The organism is Paenibacillus chibensis, assembly GCF_004001045.1.
GTDB lineage: Bacteria > Bacillota > Bacilli > Paenibacillales > Paenibacillaceae > Paenibacillus_AQ > Paenibacillus_AQ chibensis.
Window position 1 is genome coordinate 1 of record NZ_BIMK01000053.1, and the last position, 18469, is coordinate 18469.

General features: G+C 51.4%; 20 protein-coding genes and 1 other annotated feature. All 20 genes read right to left on the minus strand.

Annotated features, from left to right (window positions below; all coding sequences use genetic code 11):
• Window positions 1–78: 78 nt before the first annotated feature.
• The 20 genes from PCH05_RS26360 to PCH05_RS26455 all read right to left on the minus strand — a co-directional run bounded on the left by PCH05_RS26360 (window position 79) and on the right by PCH05_RS26455 (window position 18236).
• A complete protein-coding gene (locus tag PCH05_RS26360) occupies window positions 79–294 on the minus strand; it encodes a hypothetical protein (RefSeq protein WP_164766808.1) in 216 nt (71 codons plus the stop codon).
• Window positions 287–1987, minus strand: coding sequence for a LysM peptidoglycan-binding domain-containing protein (locus PCH05_RS26365; protein WP_127607587.1), 1701 nt, complete (start codon window positions 1985–1987; stop codon window positions 287–289). Before PCH05_RS26365 ends, PCH05_RS26360 begins: the two co-directional genes overlap by 8 nt.
• A gap of 169 nt (window positions 1988–2156) precedes the next feature.
• Entirely contained in the window at window positions 2157–3041 is an 885-nt protein-coding gene (gene ilvE / locus PCH05_RS26370) for a branched-chain-amino-acid transaminase (RefSeq protein WP_127607589.1), read from the minus strand.
• A 3-nt stretch (window positions 3042–3044) separates the two neighbouring features.
• Window positions 3045–3935, minus strand: a complete 891-nt coding sequence (gene pheA / locus PCH05_RS26375) for a prephenate dehydratase (RefSeq protein WP_127607591.1) — start codon at window positions 3933–3935, stop codon at window positions 3045–3047.
• The gene (gene thrB, locus PCH05_RS26380; RefSeq protein ID WP_127607593.1) at window positions 3932–4897 is read right to left on the minus strand and encodes a homoserine kinase; all 966 of its coding nucleotides are present in this window, start codon (window positions 4895–4897) and stop codon (window positions 3932–3934) included. Before thrB ends, pheA begins: the two co-directional genes overlap by 4 nt.
• The gene (thrC, locus tag PCH05_RS26385; protein WP_127607595.1) at window positions 4894–5964 is read right to left on the minus strand and encodes a threonine synthase; all 1071 of its coding nucleotides are present in this window, start codon (window positions 5962–5964) and stop codon (window positions 4894–4896) included. The genes thrB and thrC overlap by 4 nt, the downstream gene beginning before the upstream one ends.
• A gap of 86 nt (window positions 5965–6050) precedes the next feature.
• Window positions 6051–7337: a homoserine dehydrogenase gene (locus tag PCH05_RS26390; RefSeq protein WP_127607597.1), complete on the minus strand. Its 1287-nt coding sequence runs from the start codon at window positions 7335–7337 to the stop codon at window positions 6051–6053.
• A gap of 43 nt (window positions 7338–7380) precedes the next feature.
• Entirely contained in the window at window positions 7381–7818 is a 438-nt protein-coding gene (locus PCH05_RS26395) for an ACT domain-containing protein (protein ID WP_127607599.1), read from the minus strand.
• Window positions 7819–8057: 239 nt separating this feature from the next.
• Window positions 8058–9371, minus strand: coding sequence for a GTPase ObgE (obgE, locus tag PCH05_RS26400; RefSeq protein WP_127607601.1), 1314 nt, complete (start codon window positions 9369–9371; stop codon window positions 8058–8060).
• Window positions 9372–9384: 13 nt separating this feature from the next.
• Entirely contained in the window at window positions 9385–10092 is a 708-nt protein-coding gene (locus PCH05_RS26405) for a Spo0B domain-containing protein (protein ID WP_127607603.1), read from the minus strand.
• Window positions 10093–10407: 315 nt separating this feature from the next.
• The gene (rpmA, locus tag PCH05_RS26410) at window positions 10408–10719 is read right to left on the minus strand and encodes a 50S ribosomal protein L27 (RefSeq protein ID WP_076174421.1); all 312 of its coding nucleotides are present in this window, start codon (window positions 10717–10719) and stop codon (window positions 10408–10410) included.
• A 5-nt stretch (window positions 10720–10724) separates the two neighbouring features.
• Window positions 10725–11069 carry a ribosomal-processing cysteine protease Prp gene (locus tag PCH05_RS26415; protein WP_127607605.1) on the minus strand — a complete coding sequence of 115 codons (345 nt, stop codon included), beginning with the start codon at window positions 11067–11069 and terminating at the stop codon, window positions 10725–10727.
• A gap of 14 nt (window positions 11070–11083) precedes the next feature.
• A complete protein-coding gene (gene rplU, locus PCH05_RS26420) occupies window positions 11084–11395 on the minus strand; it encodes a 50S ribosomal protein L21 (protein ID WP_127607607.1) in 312 nt (103 codons plus the stop codon).
• Window positions 11396–11407: 12 nt separating this feature from the next.
• Window positions 11408–11491 (minus strand) — a sequence feature (ribosomal protein L21 leader region).
• 57 nt (window positions 11492–11548) lie between these two features.
• Window positions 11549–12793: an Rne/Rng family ribonuclease gene (locus tag PCH05_RS26425; RefSeq protein WP_127607609.1), complete on the minus strand. Its 1245-nt coding sequence runs from the start codon at window positions 12791–12793 to the stop codon at window positions 11549–11551.
• A gap of 106 nt (window positions 12794–12899) precedes the next feature.
• Window positions 12900–13754: a M50 family metallopeptidase gene (locus tag PCH05_RS26430; RefSeq protein ID WP_127607611.1), complete on the minus strand. Its 855-nt coding sequence runs from the start codon at window positions 13752–13754 to the stop codon at window positions 12900–12902.
• On the minus strand, window positions 13747–14580 hold the full coding sequence (locus PCH05_RS26435) for a M23 family metallopeptidase (protein WP_127607613.1): 834 nt from the start codon (window positions 14578–14580) through the stop codon (window positions 13747–13749). The genes PCH05_RS26430 and PCH05_RS26435 overlap by 8 nt, the downstream gene beginning before the upstream one ends.
• 170 nt (window positions 14581–14750) lie before the next feature.
• Window positions 14751–15449, minus strand: a complete 699-nt coding sequence (locus PCH05_RS26440) for an ABC transporter permease (protein ID WP_127607615.1) — start codon at window positions 15447–15449, stop codon at window positions 14751–14753.
• Between the two features lie 12 nt (window positions 15450–15461).
• Window positions 15462–16364: an osmoprotectant ABC transporter substrate-binding protein gene (locus PCH05_RS26445; RefSeq protein ID WP_246049961.1), complete on the minus strand. Its 903-nt coding sequence runs from the start codon at window positions 16362–16364 to the stop codon at window positions 15462–15464.
• A gap of 47 nt (window positions 16365–16411) precedes the next feature.
• The gene (locus PCH05_RS26450; RefSeq protein WP_127607617.1) at window positions 16412–17071 is read right to left on the minus strand and encodes an ABC transporter permease; all 660 of its coding nucleotides are present in this window, start codon (window positions 17069–17071) and stop codon (window positions 16412–16414) included.
• Between the two features lies 1 nt (window position 17072).
• Window positions 17073–18236, minus strand: a complete 1164-nt coding sequence (locus PCH05_RS26455) for an ABC transporter ATP-binding protein (protein WP_127607619.1) — start codon at window positions 18234–18236, stop codon at window positions 17073–17075.
• Between the last annotated feature and the right edge of the window lie 233 nt (window positions 18237–18469).

Genomic DNA, 18469 nt, shown 5'->3' on the forward strand with positions numbered 1-18469 from the left:
CATTTCGTCACCAACTTTTATCTCAGCGGCAACTTTTATAATATATCATGGTTTCTTGAGTTTCGCAAGTCTTTTTTTTTAAAACTTTCTTTCTCTCAACCCCGCCGGCAATCCGTAGATTTCTTGGCCGGAATAATAATATAGCACGTATTCTAGTAATTTAGCAAGCATTTTCGTAAATATTTTTGGTTTGTATTTTAAATTTGTTGTTATCCGCAAAAAAATAGTAAAGAGCAGACATACGGCGTATGCCTGCTCTCCTCTTGAAGCTTTTTTATGACCCAGCTCATCCATTAATCCATGGGTTTTTTCGTTTGGAAGAAACCACTTGTTTTTTTGTTTTTTTGGCAACGGCTTTTTCACGGGAAGCACCTGAGCTTTTTTTGTTGCTGCTTAATGTTTTGGCTTTTTGGGCAGGTTCAGCTATCGCCTCTGTTGCTCCTCCGCCCATCTCAGCTGCTTCAATCGTTGTTGCCGGTGCCTGCACCGAGTTCACATTTGCCGAAGGGACAGATTCAGTCTGTTCTGTCTCAGGAGGATACGCATAGGCTTGGGTTCGATCCCAATGTGGGTATTCCATTCCCCCCCAGCCTGGATACTGATTGTTCGGATCATGGTATTGCATATTCGGTTCATGGCTATATGCGCCCAGCTGCGCATTCGGTGCGGTTTCATAAGGACTCACCACTGGAGCAGGGTAAGGATAACACCAAGGCGGAAGAGCAAAATGCGGATAACCTCCCTGATGGTGGTAATACATCGGCTCCACGTAAGCCGGTTCTGGAGCATGATAAGCCGGCGATACTCCGGAGCATCCGCATGGATTATACGGAAGAGCATGAACAGGCTCATAATATGCAGGAGACACGCTTGGATGAGGAAACGGCTGATTTGGATGATGGCTGACCGGCGACTGCATATTAGGCTGCATATTGGGTTCGTAAGCTACTGGTGATTGATGATTCTCCCAATGTCCTCCTTCAGGTGCATGGGAGTAAGGGCTCACCCAGGATTGATTCGGCATATAATCATAATCAACATCTTCAGCACTTTCTACGATACCTGGATAGTTCGAGGTTTTCCCTGGGTACGGCATATTATTGTAAGTATGTTCTGCCATTACTTCATTCTCACAAGGCATGTTATAAAAAGAGCCTACCTCTTGAACAGGCGTCGGATAATGCATGAAGGGATGCTGTGCACCGCCGACAAAATAGTTGTCATCGCAGCCGTAAGGCTCCTCAGCGGCCGGTTTGATTGCCATCGGTTTGTTCTCTGCGAAAGGCATCTCATTCGGCATTGTCATTTCCGGCATCACATTCGGTTTGACATTAGGCATCGTCATTTCCGGCATCACATTTGGCATGACGTTCGGCATTGTCATTTCCGGCATCACATTCGGCATGATGTTAGGCACTGTCATTTCCGGCATCACATTCGGCATGATGTTCGGCACATTCATTTCTGGCATGATATTCGGGAGATTAGGCAGCTCTGGGAGCTGTTGTGGCACAACGTTAATGGGAGCAGTCACTTCCGCTTTGGGAGCCGTCATTTCTTCCTTGGGACCCGTGTACGCTTTTCCTCCCGGAAGAACCTTATCGGGATGTGCATTTGCATTTGCGTTTACGTCATCCTGAGCATTCACTTCGTTGCCGGATTTGGGAATGTTCACGACTTCCCCTACCAGCAGCGCATTCGGATTTTTGAGCTGAGGATTGGCATCGATCATCTCTTTCAATGAAACTCCCCAGGCTTTCGACAGCTTCCAAAGGCTATCCCCTTGTTTGACGACATGCTTATGGATGAATTGATCATTACTTGGTACATGCACCGGTTCGGCGGGGATTTTCACCTTTTGTCCGATCTGCAGCTCATTGGGGTCGGAAATTTGCGGATTGGCATCGATTATTTTTTGCAGAGGGATATCATACTTTTGGGAAAGCTCATATAAAGTGTCGCCACTTTTTACGATGTGTATCTTCACGCGGCAAATACCTCCTAAACTTCTTATAGGCGCATAAATCGTCCGCCTTCGTTACTACATCTTATGCACAGGATAGGCAGATGACATCCCTAATGACAAAAAAATCCTTTCATGAGCTTGTCATGAAAGGATTTCTCGGTAACCTCCGCACATAAACCGGGCGAAATCGTTACGCTTCCCAAACTTTATAGCCGTCCTCGGTTACGGCTTTACGGAATTCTTCGAGCAGTTTCAACGTAATCGGACCCGCATGGCCTTCGCCAATGATTCGTCCGTCAATCTCGCGGGCTGCAATGACTTCCGCCGCTGTACCGGTGAAGAACACCTCATCGGCAATATACACATCATGCATCGTGAACGGAACTTCTTTCAGCTTGTAGCCAAGCTTCTCGCACAGCTCGATAATGGCGAGGCGTGTAATGCCCTCAAGGGCTCCCAAGTAGCATGGAGGCGTGTATACGACACCCTTTTTCACCAAGAAAATGTTGTCGCCGGAGCCTTCCGTTACATACCCCTGCGCATTCAGCATGATCGCTTCATCCGCTTCGGCAAGATTGGACTGGATTTTCACCAAAATATTGTTCAGGTAGTTCAAGGATTTAATCTTCGGATTCAGGGCATCCGGCAGATTGCGGCGCTGGGATACGGAAACGGCGCGCAATCCTTTCAGATAAGCTTCTTCCGAGTATATGGCAAGCTGCTCCACGATGATCAAAACCGTCGGTTTCGGGCAGCGTCTCGGATCGAGTCCGAGATTGCCCGCACCGCGTGATACGACCAACCGAATGTAGCCGTTTCGCATATCGTTTCGGCGGATCGTTTCGGCCATCGCTTCACGCATATCCTCAAAGGAAAGCGGAATAACCAGGTCGATGGATTTTGCCGAGTCATACAAACGCTCCAGGTGCTCGTCGCATTTAAAGATATTGCCCTCATAGATGCGAATTCCTTCAAAAATGCCGTCCCCATACAAAAAGCCATGGTCAAAAACGGATACCTTAGCATTTTCTTTGGTTACATATTCCCCATCCAAATAGATCCATTGCTCTGACATAAACTACAGCACCTCCGAAATTAGTTCCTGATACGTATAGCTAGGGTAGGAGCCGAGAATGCGGACCTGACAGCCCAGCGCCTCAATCTCTTCAATCGCAGCGGCCAGGAGGACCGAATCCACGGATTCCAGAACATCAATGTAGAAATAATAGCTGCCCAGTTTCTTTTTGGTCGGACGCGATTCGATCCGGGACAAATTCAGCCTTCTCCACGCAAATGTGGCAAGCACCTGATGAAGCGCGCCGGCAAAATCCTCAGGGAGCGTAACCAGGACGCTCGTCTTCATCTGCTTCACCGGCTTCGGCAGCTTGGGCAGCTCTTCCTTGCCGATCAAAATAAACCGCGTATAGTTGTTGTCGTGATCAGTCACCCGTTCAGCCAAAATGTCGAGCTTATGCGTGGCAGCGCCAAGCGTCGTGCCGATGGCGGCCAGGCCTTGGCCCGGGTTAGCCTTTACGATCCCTATCGCTTCCGTGGTACTCCCCGCGTTCACCAGCTCCGCTTGCGGAGCATGCTTACGGATGAACTGCTGGCATTGAGCCATCGCTACAGGGTGGGACAATATTTGCCCGATCCGTGTAAAGTCAACCTCTCCGGAATCTGAAATGAATTCCTCGCGGTCTCCGATGAGATTTTGGATGGAGGGATACACCCATTCCACCCGCATTGGAATATCCACTTCGTTGACGAGCCAATCCATGTGCAGGCTCACGGAGCCTTCAATCGTATTTTCGATAGGAATGACACTGTAATCCGTTTTTCCATGTACCGTTGACAAAAAGACGTCGGAAATCAGCTTGTGGTACACTAGCTCTACCGATTCATCGCCAAGCAATTGAACAACGGCCTCGTGCGACACCGACCCTTCAGGCAATAATGCAATTCGTTTCATGCGTTTACTTCCCCTTTTATGAGTTCCAAAAATGAGCCGGACGGCATGCTGCCAATCAGCTGTGTCCCTTCGCAATCCGGATTCAGCCAATGGGCAGACGCGCGAATGCCCTCGGCCTTCATCGTATTCACAAGATAAGCCTCCAGTTCCTCTTTCCGACCGGAACGGCGGTCTACCAATGCAAGCAGCGTCGGACCCGCACCGCTCAGCGCAACGCCTAAAGCGCCGTGATCGACAGCCTGCTCCAGAATCTCGGCCATTCCCGGCACCAGCTTGGCCCGGTACGGCTGATGAAGGCGGTCTGACATCGCTTTGCTGATCATATCCAGTCTGCCTTGAGAGAGTGCGGCAACCAGCAGCGAAGATCGGCTGATATTATACACCGCATCCTGCCGCCCAATTTGTGCCGGCAGCACCTTTCTCGCTTCGGTGGTCGACAACTGGAAATCCGGAACAACAACCAGCACCTCCAGATCTTCATGCGGATCCATGCGGATATAATCGGCATGCCCGCCATCCCAGACCGCCGTGATTAACCCTCCGAACAAGGAAGCTCCGACATTGTCCGGGTGATCCTCGATCGCCGTCGCCATATCGAAGAGTCTCGTTTCAGGCAAGGGCGAGCCGATCAAAGCATTCGCGGCAAACAGCGCGCCCACGATGGCGGATGCGCTACTGCCAAGTCCCCGTGTCAGCGGAATATCCGAATACATGGCGATCTCAAGCTCAGGCACCTTCACGCCCGCCTCGCGAAAGACCATTTGAGCAACCTGATACACCAGATTGCTTTTATCCGTAGGGATGCCTTCCATTTGGTCCCCGTACAGCCGGATGACCGTAGCTTCCGAAGCTTTCATCCCGATCCATGCATAGATCGACAAAGCCATGCCTAGCGTATCAAAGCCTGGACCGAGATTTGCGGTGCTCGCAGGGATTCTTACGCATACGCCTTCCGTTCTCATGCCTCGGCCTCTTCCAGCTTGGCGATGGCCTCCATGACGGCAGCCTCGGTATCAGGCACGACCAGCGGCTCGGCATTTACCGTTTTCAGTGCGACATTCGGATCCTTCAAGCCGTTGCCGGTCAGAACGCATACGACCGATTCACCGCCTTGGAAATAGCCCTCACGTTTCAGCTTCAGTACGCCCGCAACGGAGGCCGCAGAGGCAGGCTCTGCAAACACGCCTTCCCGGGAAGCAATCAAGCGATAAGCCGCCAAGATCTCGTCGTCGGTCACATAGTTGATCTGTCCGCCCGATTCCTTGGCGGCAGCAACGGCGGTCTTCCAGCTGGCAGGGTTGCCGATCCGTATCGCGGTAGCGATCGTTTCAGGCTCCGGAATAGGCTCGCCTTTGACGATGGCCATGGCGCCCTCCGCCTCAAAGCCTACCATTTTCGGCAGGGAGGAAGCTTTGCCAGCTTCATGATATTCCTTAAAGCCTTTCCAGTAAGCGGAGATATTGCCTGCATTCCCTACTGGGATAGCCAATACGTCAGGCGCTTTGCCAAGCTGCTCAACGACTTCAAACGCCGCGGTCTTTTGCCCTTCGATCCGGTATGGGTTTACCGAGTTTACAAGCGTGATCGGATGTTTCGCCGTAATTTCGCGAACGATTTCCAAAGCACGGTCGAAATTGCCCTCAATCGCAATGACCTTAGCTCCATAAATCATGGCCTGAGCCAGCTTGCCGAGCGCAATATTATTGTTCGGAATCAGTACGATGCAGTTCAGCCCCGCTCTAGCGGCATACGCTGCCGCGGCTGCGGACGTGTTGCCCGTGGATGCGCACATGATCGTCCGGCTGCCTTCTTCAATAGCCTTGGCAACGGCCATAACCATGCCGCGGTCCTTGAAAGACCCTGTCGGATTCAAACCTTCATATTTAAAATACAGATCAAGCCCCAATTCCTCCGAAAGATTCTCCGCCCGGATCAGCGGTGTGTTGCCTTCCTTCAAGGTAAGGAACGGCGTGTTTTCATTCACTGGCAGGTACGATTTGTACGTTTGAAGTAGTCCTTGGTATGACATGGGTATGGCTCCTTTTCCTATATATAGATAAATTGAAATGAAGAGGCTTTATTCATTTTAAATCGCAGAGATTCTATAGCAGAGAATTAACCCTCAACGCGGTACACGCTTTTGATTTTACGGATCACCGCTAGTCCTTCGAAATGCTGGAGAACTTTGTCCATGCTGGCTTTGGTGGCATTATGCGTCACAATGATGATCTCCGCTTCCGGATTCAGTTCGTTCGGCTGCTGCACCACCGATTCCAGGCTGACGCCGAACTCCGCGAACACCTGGGTAATTCTGGCGAGAACTCCCGCTTTGTCGTCCACATGCAGCAGAATAAAGTTTTTGAAGGAGATCTGCTCGTCGTTCTTCAGCTTCTTCGGTTTGTAAGGAACGATGGCCTTCAGCCCGTTGACGCCCAGCTTCAGGTTTTTAATCACCGCAACCAGATCCGCCACGACGGAGGTCGCCGTTGGCATCTCGCCCGCACCGGCTCCATAGAACATCGTTTCCCCCACGGCTTCGCCATACACGTATACGGCATTGTATACGCCGCTCACGGACGCGATCGGGTGACCCTTGCGCACCATGGTCGGCTGAACGCTGATGCTGACATGATCATCCTCGCGGTCGGCAATGCCAAGCAGCTTCATCTCATAACCAAGGCGCTTGGCGTAGGTAATATCCTCCTTGGAAACCTGCGAAATCCCGCGTACGCTGACGTCCTTCAGTTCTACATTGGTACGGAAGCCAAGCGTGCCGAGTATGGCCATTTTGCGGGCTGCGTCCAATCCCTCCACATCGGAGGTCGGATCAGCTTCCGCATATCCAAGCTTCTGGGCTTCTTCCAGCACATCCTCGTAAGAAGCGCCTTCCTGGCTCATTTTCGTTAAAATAAAGTTGGTTGTTCCATTCACGATGCCCATGATTTTCAATATTCGATCGGACGAGAATCCCTCGATCAAGGTCCGGATAATCGGAATGCCGCCGGCAACGCTGGCTTCATAGAAAACATCGCATTGCTTTTCCTGGGCCTTGGCCAAAATCTCCGAGCCATGAAGGGCCATCAGATCCTTGTTGGCGGTAACGATATGCTTGCCGCGTTCCAAAGCTTCTAGAATATAGGCCTTGGTGTCTTCGATGCCGCCCATGACCTCGACGATCACGTCGATTTCCGGATCGCGGATCACTTCCCACGGATCTTCCGTCAGCTTGGCTTTATCCACTTGAATGCTGCGGGCTTTGTCGCTGTTTTTCACGGCGATTTTTTCAATGATGATCGGTGATCCGACCTGGCTGCTCAAATCCTCCTGATGCCCTTCCACAATCCTTACTACGCCCGTACCTACGGTGCCAAGCCCCAACAACCCTACTTTTACCGGTTTCATTCCCTTACCCTCCTGTATCGTACGTAACATTCCCAGTTCATTGCTAGCCCTGACCAATGAGATTGGCTCGCTTGACGCCTGCGCAATCCCGCAAGCTCTCCAGCATGTCTCCAAGCTCCTCGTTCATCCTGGAGACCTCTACGGAAATCACGACGTTCGCGATCCCCTGCAGCGGAATGCTCTGGTGGATCGTCAGCACATTCCCGCCAAAACCAGCAACAAGGCTTAACACTTTGGACAGCATGCCGGAACGATGCTCCATATCGATGGATATCGTAACGATGCGCTCTCTCTCCAGCTGGTTGATCAGATGGATGCCATCTTTATATTTGTAAAATGCGCTGCGGCTCATTCCAACCTGTTCCACAGCCTCATGCACCGTCTTCGCGTCCCCGGCCGCAAGCAGCTGCTTTACCTGCATGGTTTTCACCACGGCTTCCGGTAAAATATCTTCACGGACCAAATAATAGCGTTCTTTCACGAACGTCCTCTCCTCAAAGACTGATGTTTTTATATAGTGGACATTATAAAGAAATGTACCCGATGGGTCAATAGATTTGAGCCTTTTTGCAAGGAATAATTCAGCGTAAGCGCTTACGGGATGGCCAGCCTTGAAGTATTCGCTTAGCATTTCGCAGGCTGACGAACAAGAAACCTCACCTACCATACAAAAACAGCCGCCAAGAAGCCAGAACGGCAACTTAGACGGCTGTTTTATTTTTAATAGTAGCTGCTGCCTTCCACGAATTCAAATTCGAAATCGGCAATGCGGACGATGGTTCCTTCCACCGCTCCGCGTTTACGAAGCTCATCGTCGATGCCCATATGGCGCATCGTGCGTGCCAGCTTCAGGATCGCCTCATGCGAATTCATCTGGATCCGCTTCAGCATCCGCTCTATCTTCACGCTGTGGACGACGTAAGCCTCATTGTCACGTGTAATGGTAAAGGAGTTGTCTTCGTCCTTCTTATCCAGCTTGTATACTTTGCGCTCGGTTGTCTCGGCCACTTCCTCGACATGAACCTCCTGCGGAATGGAATCGAGGATATCCGCCGCTCGGTAAAGCAGCTCCTGAACACCTTGCCGCGTCAGAGACGAGATCGGCATGATTTCGATATCCGGTTTCAATTTCTGAACCTGCTCGCGGAACGCGGCCAGATTCTCTTCCGATTCCGGCATATCCATTTTGTTCGCTGCCACAATCTGCGGACGCTCGGCAAGCGCCTCGTTGTAGAGCTTCAGCTCCTGGTTGATTTTCTCCCAGTCCTCAAACGGGTCACGACCTTCCGAGCCCGACATATCGACGACATGGATTATAATCCGCGTGCGCTCCACATGCCGCAAAAATTCATGCCCCAAACCAACGCCTTCATGGGCCCCTTCGATCAATCCAGGCAAATCGGCCATCACAAAGCTGCGCCCATCTCCTACATCAACCATGCCGAGATTCGGCGTGATCGTCGTAAAATGATATGCCCCGATTTTCGGTTCTGCCGCGGATACCACGGACAGCAGGGTGGATTTCCCGACACTCGGGAACCCTACAAGCCCTACATCAGCCATGACCTTAAGTTCCATGAGCAGATAGCGCTCCTGCCCCTCTTCACCGTTCTCGGCAATTTCGGGAGCCGGGTTTTTCGGCGTGGCAAAGCGGGTGTTGCCGCGTCCACCGCGGCCGCCGCGGGCTACGACGACCTGTTGGCCATGGTGAATCATATCCGCCAGAACCTCGCCTGTATCATCATCGATCAGCACGGTCCCTGGCGGAATCCGTACGATCATATTTTCCGCGTTAGCACCATGCTGGCTCTTGTTCCGCCCTTTTACTCCGCGGTCGGCTTTGAAATGCCGCTGGTAACGGAAATCCATCAGCGTGCGCAGACCTTCGTCGACTCGGAAAATCACGTCCCCGCCTTTTCCTCCGTCACCGCCTGCAGGTCCGCCTTCCGGAACGTACTTCTCCCTGCGGAATGCAACGAGACCGTCTCCGCCGTCTCCGCCTTTGACGTAAATTTTCGCTTTATCTACAAACATAAATTCACCTTCCTCATGACTCACACGGCATGCGCAATTGAAATGAAGCCTGGGAGGGATGAAGCTGCTCCGCTTTCATTCGTTTGCCTTGCACCACTTGATAAATTTGCTGCTTTAACGATTCCGGGTCCCCCATGGAGCCGTCCTCTTCAAAGCTTACGATCACATCCGAGCCCTCCTGCCGCAGACTAAGCAGCAGTTTACGGGTATCACCCCAAGATACTCTTCCACTATATTGATAAGCGCGAACGGTCTGCATAATGACTGAAGCCAGCTCCGCACCGTCTTCCGGACTCAGCTTGTCCAGCTGCATTTCCTGATCCAGGGCAATTTCAAGCTCCAGACTGCTGTTGGAAGTCCGAAACGACTGCAGGTAAAAGACTAACGACGGAATGCCGAGCTTTGAGATCTTGCTTTCCTGATGCATCCGCTCTTTTATTTTGTCCACACATTGAACGGCTTTATCAATTTTTCCGAGCTGAATATAACCATACAATATTTGCAGGTCATTCATCCAGTCATGCCGATGATGATTCAGCGTCCGGATCGCCGCCTGCTCGAAGCTCCGCAGCAAAGCCTGCTGTTCCCTCTCATACCGGCGGGTTGTGAATACGTAGCCTACGGCAAGAACGGACGCAACCCAAAGCACCAGGATGAGACTCCAAATGAGAGACTTGCCCTGCATAACGAAATACAAAGGTACAGCTACAGATATAGCCATTATAGCCAATAAGGTCTTCCAGGATTTCAATAGCCTCTCCCCGCTTCTGATCACCGATCATTCCTACATCAATTACCAGTATAGCACAGCAATCCACGTTTGATCATCCATCAGCTGCAAGAAAAACAGTTATTCCCGATCAAGCAGGCGTTAATCTCCTGTTAAAAGCCGGGGAAAAGCCTTATTCCACTCATAAGAGACCTATTTGCAATATTCCCTGCAAGAGCCTCTGCAGACCCGATATATTTAAAAAAAGCCTCCGGCAAGCACTGCCGAAGGCTCTTCTCGTTAATCCAACCCGTTTTGTGAAGACAATTACGCTTCCACTGCTGCCGCTACCGGAGCGACATCAACAGGGTAGACGCTCACTTTTTTGCGGTCGCGGCCCCAACGCTCGAATTTCACAACGCCGTCCACTTTTGCAAACAAAGTATCGTCTTTGCCGATGCCCACGTTCGTACCAGGATGAATTTTAGTTCCGCGTTGACGAACCAAAATGCTTCCGCCAGTAACGGTTTGTCCGTCAGCACGCTTCACGCCGAGGCGTTTCGCTTGGCTGTCGCGTCCGTTCTTTGTGGAACCAACACCCTTTTTCGATGCGAACAATTGAAGATTCAACTTTAACATGTTGTCTACCTCCTTCTTTGAGTAATAACTTCTTTTATTTGAATATACTTCCCGTATGATTCTGCAATCGAATTCAGCATAACGACCATGGACTCGAGCAGCAGCTGTACTTCTCTTCGAGCATCCTCGTTCCCGTCGCCGGAAAGGTAGGCGCTTAAAAAGCCGTCGTTCATTCTGCTGTCCATTATGGTTCCGGTTAAAGCTTCCAAGGAATTCACAGTTCCGACTGTGACCGTCGATACGCCGGCACACACAATGTCTTCACCATGCTTCGCGTAGTTCGCGTGCCCCTTCACCTCAAAGCCATGGATGCTGCCATCCTCTTGACGTAGTATGCGCACATTAATCAAATCCGCGCACCTTCTTACGCCTGGATTTTTTCGATGGTTACTTTAGTGTAAGGTTGACGATGGCCTTGTTTCTTGTGGTAGTTTTTCTTAGGTTTGTATTTGTATACAACAACCTTAGCACCTTTGCCATGTCTCTCCACTTTTGCGGTTACGGATGCGCCGGAAACGACTGGCGTACCTGCTACCAAACCGTTGTCACCGGATACGGCCAATACACGATCGAAAGTCACGCTTTCGCCGTCGCCCGCATTCAGTTTTTCGATGTACAATACGTCGCCCTCTTGAACTTTGTATTGTTTACCACCAGTTTCGATAATTGCGTACATTGCTTGCACCTCCTCATGTCTCAGACTCGCCTAATCCAGGTGGCATGCCGAAATGGCATGCACTTCTTAACCCGACCGGAGCGGTTACAGCATGTGACAAGCATAAATACCGGACACATACTCATAGATATTAACATAGGCAGAGTATCAGAGTCAATGGATACCCAGCAGATTTATTTTACCTGTGCCGTCACAGGCATCACATGGCTTCGCAAACAACATGGCGGTGTCGTCGCGCACCTTCTTGCGGGTCAATTCAAGCAAACCGAGCTTGGTCCAACCGACCACATGGCTTTTCGTGCGGTCCTTGCTCATCCCCGCCTCCAGCCTGTCCACCACGTCCTGACGATGCTGCTCCTGCTCCATATCGATAAAATCAACGATAATAATGCCGCCTACATCGCGGAGCCTGATCAGCCTGGCAATTTCTTCGGCCGCGAGCAAGTTGGTACGGGTCACCGTATCCTCCAAACTGTCTCCGCCAATATACTTGCCCGTGTTCACGTCCACGACGGTAAGCGCCTCCGTCTGGTCCCACACGATCGAGCCTCCGCTTTCCAGTATGACCTTGCGCGAAAAATCCCGCTCCATCTGTTCCTGGACGCCAAAGCTCTTGAAAATATGCTCCTGCCCCTGATAGACCTTGACCGGCAGATGACTGCCGTGGGCGATCTCCTCCAGGAAAACTTCCGCTTCCTTGGCCTCCTTCGCGCTGTCGATCTGGAGCTCGTCATGCTGCGGATCAAACACATCGCGGATAAACCGCTGTACGATACTCAAATCCTGGTGCAAAAGCGCTGGCGCGCTGGTGGCATCGGCACGATTCTGGATCGTCCGCCACTGTTCGCGGAGCAAACCGAGATCGCCGGCGATGGCGTCCGGATGCTCCTCTTCGGAAACGGTCCTCATTATGATGCCTTCCCCGTCACGGCGGATTTCTTCGCCCAGCATTTTTAGACGGCTGCGCTCTTGTTCCTTGTTAACCTTCTTGGAGACCGCCACATAATCCGCATTGGGCATATACACAACCCAACGTCCCGGAAGGGAGTAGTGGGTCGTTACGCGCGGCCCCTTGCTTCCAAGCGGTTCCTTCATCACCTGCACGACCATTTCCTGCCCGACACGGAGCAGATTTTCAATCGAAGGTTTCTCTTTCGGCTGCTTATCCAGATGAGGATGAAGCACGTCATCGACATACAAAAACGCATTTTTTTTATGCCCGATATCCACAAAGGCCGCCTGCATGCCCGGAAGCACATTGACGACACGTCCTTTATAAAAGCTGCCCACCAGACCGTGGTTGTGGCTTCGTTCGACCGCAAACTCCACCAGCTTGCCTTCCTCCATGAGGGCCATTTGCGTCTGTTTCGGTTCACAATGTACAATCATTTGTTTCATGGCTTCACCCCTGCTAGAAGACATTTCCATTCCATTTTACCATGAAATCCCCTTTATTAGCTCCATGCTCTGAATAGAATGTGGATCCTGTTCATTATCATTTATTTTATGTGCGGAGCCCGGTGAAATAAGCGGATATCAGCCGCTGCTCCGGAAGCGTGGCAATGACATGACCCTGCTTGTTCATGACATAAATGACATGGTATTTCTCTCTTTTAAATAGACGCAAAATACTGTCCAAATGTTTCGTGGGATCTGCAATGATCGGCTGCGCGAACGCGCCTGAGCGTTGCAAACCTTCATATCTTCTTTCCCGGGTCATCAGGAATCTGGTAAAGCGGTAGGGGACATGGCGGTAGTCGATCCAGTTGGAGTAGAGCAAAAAAATGCCGATCAGCAGCAGGTTCAGCTGAATGCGTCCTTCTCCCTGAAATAGCGGCCAGATCGAGAAAAAAACGACGCCGGCGCTGCCGGCAAGGCTCAGTCTGGAGGACCAGAGCAAGGTTTGATGGTAGGGGAAAAAGAGACTTGCGGCAGCCTGCACAATCTTCCCCCCGTCCAGCGGGAGAACCGGAAGCAAGTTGAATAATGCAATCATGGCATTCCCATAAATTACATAGTTCATCAATGCCCCATCACCGGTACTCAGCTCACGGCATAGCAGGGCTGCAAGAATCATCAGCACGTTTTGAAACGGTCCGGCAATCGCGATGATCATATCCTTCCATGCCGTCAGCTGCCCGTGATCCTCCATTTCCACGACGCCGCCGAACGGAAGCATCTGAACGGATCGAATCCGCACGCCAAACAGCAAAGCCGCCGTCAAATGCCCCAGCTCATGGATAAAGACGATCGAAAATAAAACGATCAGCTCCAAGAAATGCCCGGTAATCACGGAAAATAGCATCAGAATGACGAAAAAAGGATGCAGCGAAAATTGAATGCCCCGGATACTAATCAATAGGGATCACGTCCGCCGGATCCACGTAAGCACCGTCCTTTTTCAGCGAAAAGAACAAGGTCGGCGTCTCTCCTTCCGATGCGGCCCGCAGCTGGCCGACCGTATCGCCGCCTTCGACCCAGTCGTTCTTCTGCAATCGCGTAGACTCGAGGTGGCCGTAGGCAGCCACCATTTGCCCGGTATGCTGAATGGTTACGGTAACACCCGTGTCCGAATTCGAAACATCGATGACGCGTCCCGTTTCTACACTTTTCACCTGAAGCGGGAGGTTTGAATCTTTGAGAGGGGCAATTTCCACGCCTTTCAAGCTCACCGCGAATGCCTGAACGATCTCGCCTTCCAGCGGAGGCACCATGGATTTGGAAGCATTCACTTTCAGCGGAGACGTTTGATTCTGTTTGAAAATCGGAATGAAGGCGGGAGCCTTGCCGAAATGTGACTCATACCAAGCTTCGGCCGCCTGGAAATCCATCTCGCGGTTCAGCGACTGCATCACGTAATCCTGCGCCTTCAGGCTCCAGGGCTGGGGATATTTGAACATCCCCCAGACCAGAGCGAAAATGATCGCGCTGAAAAACAGCCGCCACATAAAACCTGATACGAAGCGTGTATTATGACGTAACGGGCCGCGGCCCTGGGCCTGCTCTTTTTTCCACAATTTCTCCGGATCCGGTTCCGGTGCAAGCGACTCCGGCAATCTTCCTTTGTTCCACAGCTTGGGCGGGTCCTGAATGGGCTGCGGCAAGGGCTTGACCGGCTCCTCACGAAGCAAAAGATCCCTGATTCGTTCTTCGCGGCGCTGCTTAATGGAGGATTTCGTATCCATGGTATCATCCCCTTCCAGGCTTGTTCTTTAATATATTTTATGAAGGGATGTCCCTGGTTTAGAACAAGCCTGAACGGGTGCCGGGCTGCTGCCAGAGAGACTATAGATATAAAAAAGAACTCCTTCTACACCGAAGGAGTTCTTTAAAGCTGGATGATCGCGCCCGGGATCTATCCGAGATTCTGCACTTTGGGCTGCGCCGGCACCCCGCTGGACTTGCGCTTCGCCAAATCAAGCTTGCGCTGCAGGATGCCGAGCACGATGTCCGCCACGATGGCGAGCAGAGCTGCCGGTATCGCCCCTGCGAATATCCGCAGGGAGTTGTTGCTGTTCAGACCGGCGTAAATTTCCCGCCCCAGACCACCTCCGCCGACGAGCGGAGCGATGGTGACGACACCGATGGCAATGACTGCCGCGATGCGCAGACCGGACATGATATATGTCAGCGATAGCGGAAAACGCACTTTGACGAGCAGCTGGAAGGCACTCATGCCGATCCCTTTTCCCGATTCGAGATAGCTTGGATCCACCTGCTTCAAACCGACGTATGTGTTGCGCGCGATCGGATTGAGCGAGTACAGGAACAGACCGACCATAACCGTTTTGGTTCCCAGCCCCAGCCACATCATGAGTACGACCAGCATCGCCAGACTTGGAACGACCTGAAGAATGTTCGTAATGAACAAGATGATCTTGGCAGCCCATTTATTTTTGGAACAGAGAATGCCTAGCGGAATGCCGACGATCACCGCGAGCCCCAAACCGATAAGGACCATGAGCAGATGCTGCAGAAAGTATTCCCACAGCATGCCGCTGTTACGAGAGACATAGGACAAAAAGTCCGAAAAATTCAAATGTTTCGTTTCCATGCTTACCCTCCTTTAGCCTTTCAAGAGGCCCTGCTGCTTCAAATACGCGAGGGCTACCTCACGCTCGCTTTTTTTCTCGATGTCCACCTGGTAGTTGAGCGATATCATCGTATCTGCATCCAGGTGGCCGATGAGAGGCGATATGGCATCCTGAATTTCGGGATGCTTCTTCAGCAGATCCGAGCGAAGCACCGGGCTGGCATCATAAGGAGGGAAGAATTGCTTGTCGTCCTGCAGCGTCTGCAGTTGATAGGCCTTCAACCGGGAATCCGTAGAGTATGCCAGTACGATATCAACCTGCTTATTCGCAACCGCGCTGTATACCAGGCTGATTTCCATCGGGAAGACCTGGCCGAATTTAATGCCATAATCCTTGGAAAATGCCGGATAGCCGTCCGTGCTTCTTTCCAGCCAGGTTGTATCCACGCCAAGCTTCATATTAGCCATATCTTTTTTGACATCGGAAATCTTGGTATACCCATTGGCATCCGCAATATCCTTCCGGACTGTAAAGGCATAGGTGTTTTCAAACCCGAGCGGGTTCAGCCAAGTCAACTGATCATATTTTTGAAAGCCCTCCTGGGCCTCTTTCAGCACCTCTTGACGGTCTTTCGATCCGCTGATCGGAAAATGATTATTGAAAATCTCACCGGTATATAAGGTTGCCATTTGGACGTCATTACGCTTCATCGCATTGATGACCAGCGAGCTTGACGCCAAATCCGGAATAATGTCCACGTTCAGGCCGGTGCGGTCTTCAATAAGTGCTTTGTACATTTCGGCAATAATTTTCGTTTCGGTATAGGTTTGAGTTCCGATCGTGATCTGGCTTTGAATGCCGCAGGCAGAAGTGATGCCCGCAAGCAGGAGCGCGCAGATCAGCATCGGTATCCATTTCAATCGTTTCAGTGTCATCAAGCCCCCCTCATTGCGTCTTCGTCGCTGTATCCCGTTGAGATGTCTCATATAGCGGACTCCCGGGTCTGGTGGTAGCGTCTGCCGAGCCAGCCTTCCAGCAAGCCGAGCAATCCGTCAGCGATAAGCGCAAGCAGAATTGCCCCGATCCCGCCAATAAATATCATCTCGGGTTTGTTCACGCCGAGCCCGGATACGATCAGCTGTCCCAGACCGCCCGCGCCGATGAGGGAAGCAAGCGTTGCCCAGCTGATGATGTAAACCGTCGTAATCCGGATGCCTGACATAATGTAGGGAAGGGATAAAGGAAGCTGAATTCTCAAAATGGTCTGGGCCGTGCTGTACCCCATGCCCCTGGCTGAATTGAGCACGCCCTTGTCGACGGAATGAAAACCGTCATACGTATTGCGCAAAATAGGCATCAGGGAATACAGGAGCAGCGCCAGAATGGCCGGCTTCATCCCGATTCCGAGCAAAGGAATCAGGATCGCGAGCAGCGCCAGGCTCGGAACCGTTTGAAACAGGTTTGCGATAAAAAATACGACGCTGTTAATCCAGCCTATGCGGTTATAAACGAGCAGGATGCCGACAGGCACAGCGATAATCGTTCCCAGAATGACAGCCGAGAAGGACAGGACCAGATGTTCCTGCAGCGCCTTCAATATATCCGGATAACGATCCGTGATAAAGCTCCAGAATGCATTCATATCACTCATCCTCTCCGTTCAGCAGCGGAGGGACCATGGTTGGATATACTTCGGCCAGATGTTTAACGACACTGCCTCTTGTAATAAGCCCGAGAAAGCGGTTATTGCTGTCGATCACGGGGAGATTGCTCAGCTGGTGGCTATCCATGATTTCAATCGCCTGCGGAAGCGTGCTTCCGGAAGCGACGGAATAACGAACCGGATGCATCACGTCCGCCACGGTTTTGCCTTCTTCGCCGTACTGATCGAGCACGCGATAGATGGAGACCGCACCCTGCAGCTGTTTATTGCGGTCGACAATCAACAGGGAGTCAACCCGCTTCATTTCCATCATTTTGATGGCTTCGGCAAGGCCCCGGCCAGGGAACGCCGTAACCGGATTGGTAATCATCACCTCATCGACGAGAGGAATTTCATAGGTACTTTCACTTTCACCCTGAAGACGCTTCGAGCCGATGAAATTACGGACAAACTCGTTGGCGGGATGCCGCAAAATGCTATCCGGTTTTCCCGTCTGTACCACTTGCCCGTCCTTCATCAATACGATGGTATCCGCGATTTTGATCGCTTCATCCATATCATGCGTCACGAAAATAATCGTTTTATGGAGATCCTGCTGCAGCCGGATGAGCTCATCCTGCAGCTGTTCGCGGCTGATCGGATCCAGTGCCGAGAACGGTTCGTCCATCAAAATAATGTCCGGATCGGCAGCCAGCGCCCGTACGACGCCGACGCGCTGCTGCTGCCCGCCGCTGAGCTCCGATGGATAGCGGGTTCCGTATACCGTATGATCGAGGCCGACCATGTCCAGAAGTTCGTTTACTTTTTGCTCCGTTTTGTCCTTTTCCCACTTTTTCAGACGTGGAACGACACCGACATTTTTGGAAATGTTCATGTGCGGGAAGAGCCCGACGCTCTGAATGACATAACCGATATTGCGCCGCAGTTCGACCGGATTCATGTCCGAGATGTCCTTACCGTCGATCAGCACTTTGCCTGACGAAGGCAAGTTGAGCGCGTTAATCAGCTTCATCGTCGTCGATTTGCCGCAGCCGCTCGGCCCGATCAGAACGGTAATTTCCCCTTTTTTGAATTCGAGATTAATGTCTTTCAGCGCGTGAAAGCCATTATCATAAACCTTGTTCACATGCTCCAGTACTATCATTCAATCGCCCCTTTGCAAGCAGTATCCATATTATGCGGAGCATTTGGCATATCATCCACTTTGGAACCAAAAAACTGCAGGAGGGAAGGCGCAGAGTTGTTCATTGAGGGAAGGCGCTATTATAAAATATGTAGGAATGCAGGTCAAGCTAAATAAGATGGCTTTACCATTTTCAATGGAATAGGATTAAGGCGCATTAAAAGGGTAAAAAAACGATTAAGAGGAAGCCACGA

Coding starts and splice junctions, on each gene's coding strand:
- pheA (WP_127607591.1), bottom strand. CDS start 3,935: ATGAAACGAATTGCATTATTGCCTGAAGGGTCGGTGTCGCACGAGGCC.
- PCH05_RS26445 (WP_246049961.1), bottom strand. CDS start 16,364: ATGACACTGAAACGATTGAAATGGATACCGATGCTGATCTGCGCGCTC.
- PCH05_RS26455 (WP_127607619.1), bottom strand. CDS start 18,236: ATGATAGTACTGGAGCATGTGAACAAGGTTTATGATAATGGCTTTCAC.
- PCH05_RS26440 (WP_127607615.1), bottom strand. CDS start 15,449: ATGGAAACGAAACATTTGAATTTTTCGGACTTTTTGTCCTATGTCTCT.
- obgE (WP_127607601.1), bottom strand. CDS start 9,371: ATGTTTGTAGATAAAGCGAAAATTTACGTCAAAGGCGGAGACGGCGGA.
- thrC (WP_127607595.1), bottom strand. CDS start 5,964: ATGTCATACCAAGGACTACTTCAAACGTACAAATCGTACCTGCCAGTG.
- ilvE (WP_127607589.1), bottom strand. CDS start 3,041: ATGTCAGAGCAATGGATCTATTTGGATGGGGAATATGTAACCAAAGAA.
- PCH05_RS26390 (WP_127607597.1), bottom strand. CDS start 7,337: ATGAAACCGGTAAAAGTAGGGTTGTTGGGGCTTGGCACCGTAGGTACG.
- PCH05_RS26450 (WP_127607617.1), bottom strand. CDS start 17,071: ATGAATGCATTCTGGAGCTTTATCACGGATCGTTATCCGGATATATTG.
- PCH05_RS26425 (WP_127607609.1), bottom strand. CDS start 12,793: ATGAAACAAATGATTGTACATTGTGAACCGAAACAGACGCAAATGGCC.
- PCH05_RS26435 (WP_127607613.1), bottom strand. CDS start 14,580: ATGGATACGAAATCCTCCATTAAGCAGCGCCGCGAAGAACGAATCAGG.
- thrB (WP_127607593.1), bottom strand. CDS start 4,897: ATGAGAACGGAAGGCGTATGCGTAAGAATCCCTGCGAGCACCGCAAAT.
- rplU (WP_127607607.1), bottom strand. CDS start 11,395: ATGTACGCAATTATCGAAACTGGTGGTAAACAATACAAAGTTCAAGAG.
- PCH05_RS26360 (WP_164766808.1), bottom strand. CDS start 294: ATGGATGAGCTGGGTCATAAAAAAGCTTCAAGAGGAGAGCAGGCATAC.
- rpmA (WP_076174421.1), bottom strand. CDS start 10,719: ATGTTAAAGTTGAATCTTCAATTGTTCGCATCGAAAAAGGGTGTTGGT.
- PCH05_RS26405 (WP_127607603.1), bottom strand. CDS start 10,092: ATGGCTATATCTGTAGCTGTACCTTTGTATTTCGTTATGCAGGGCAAG.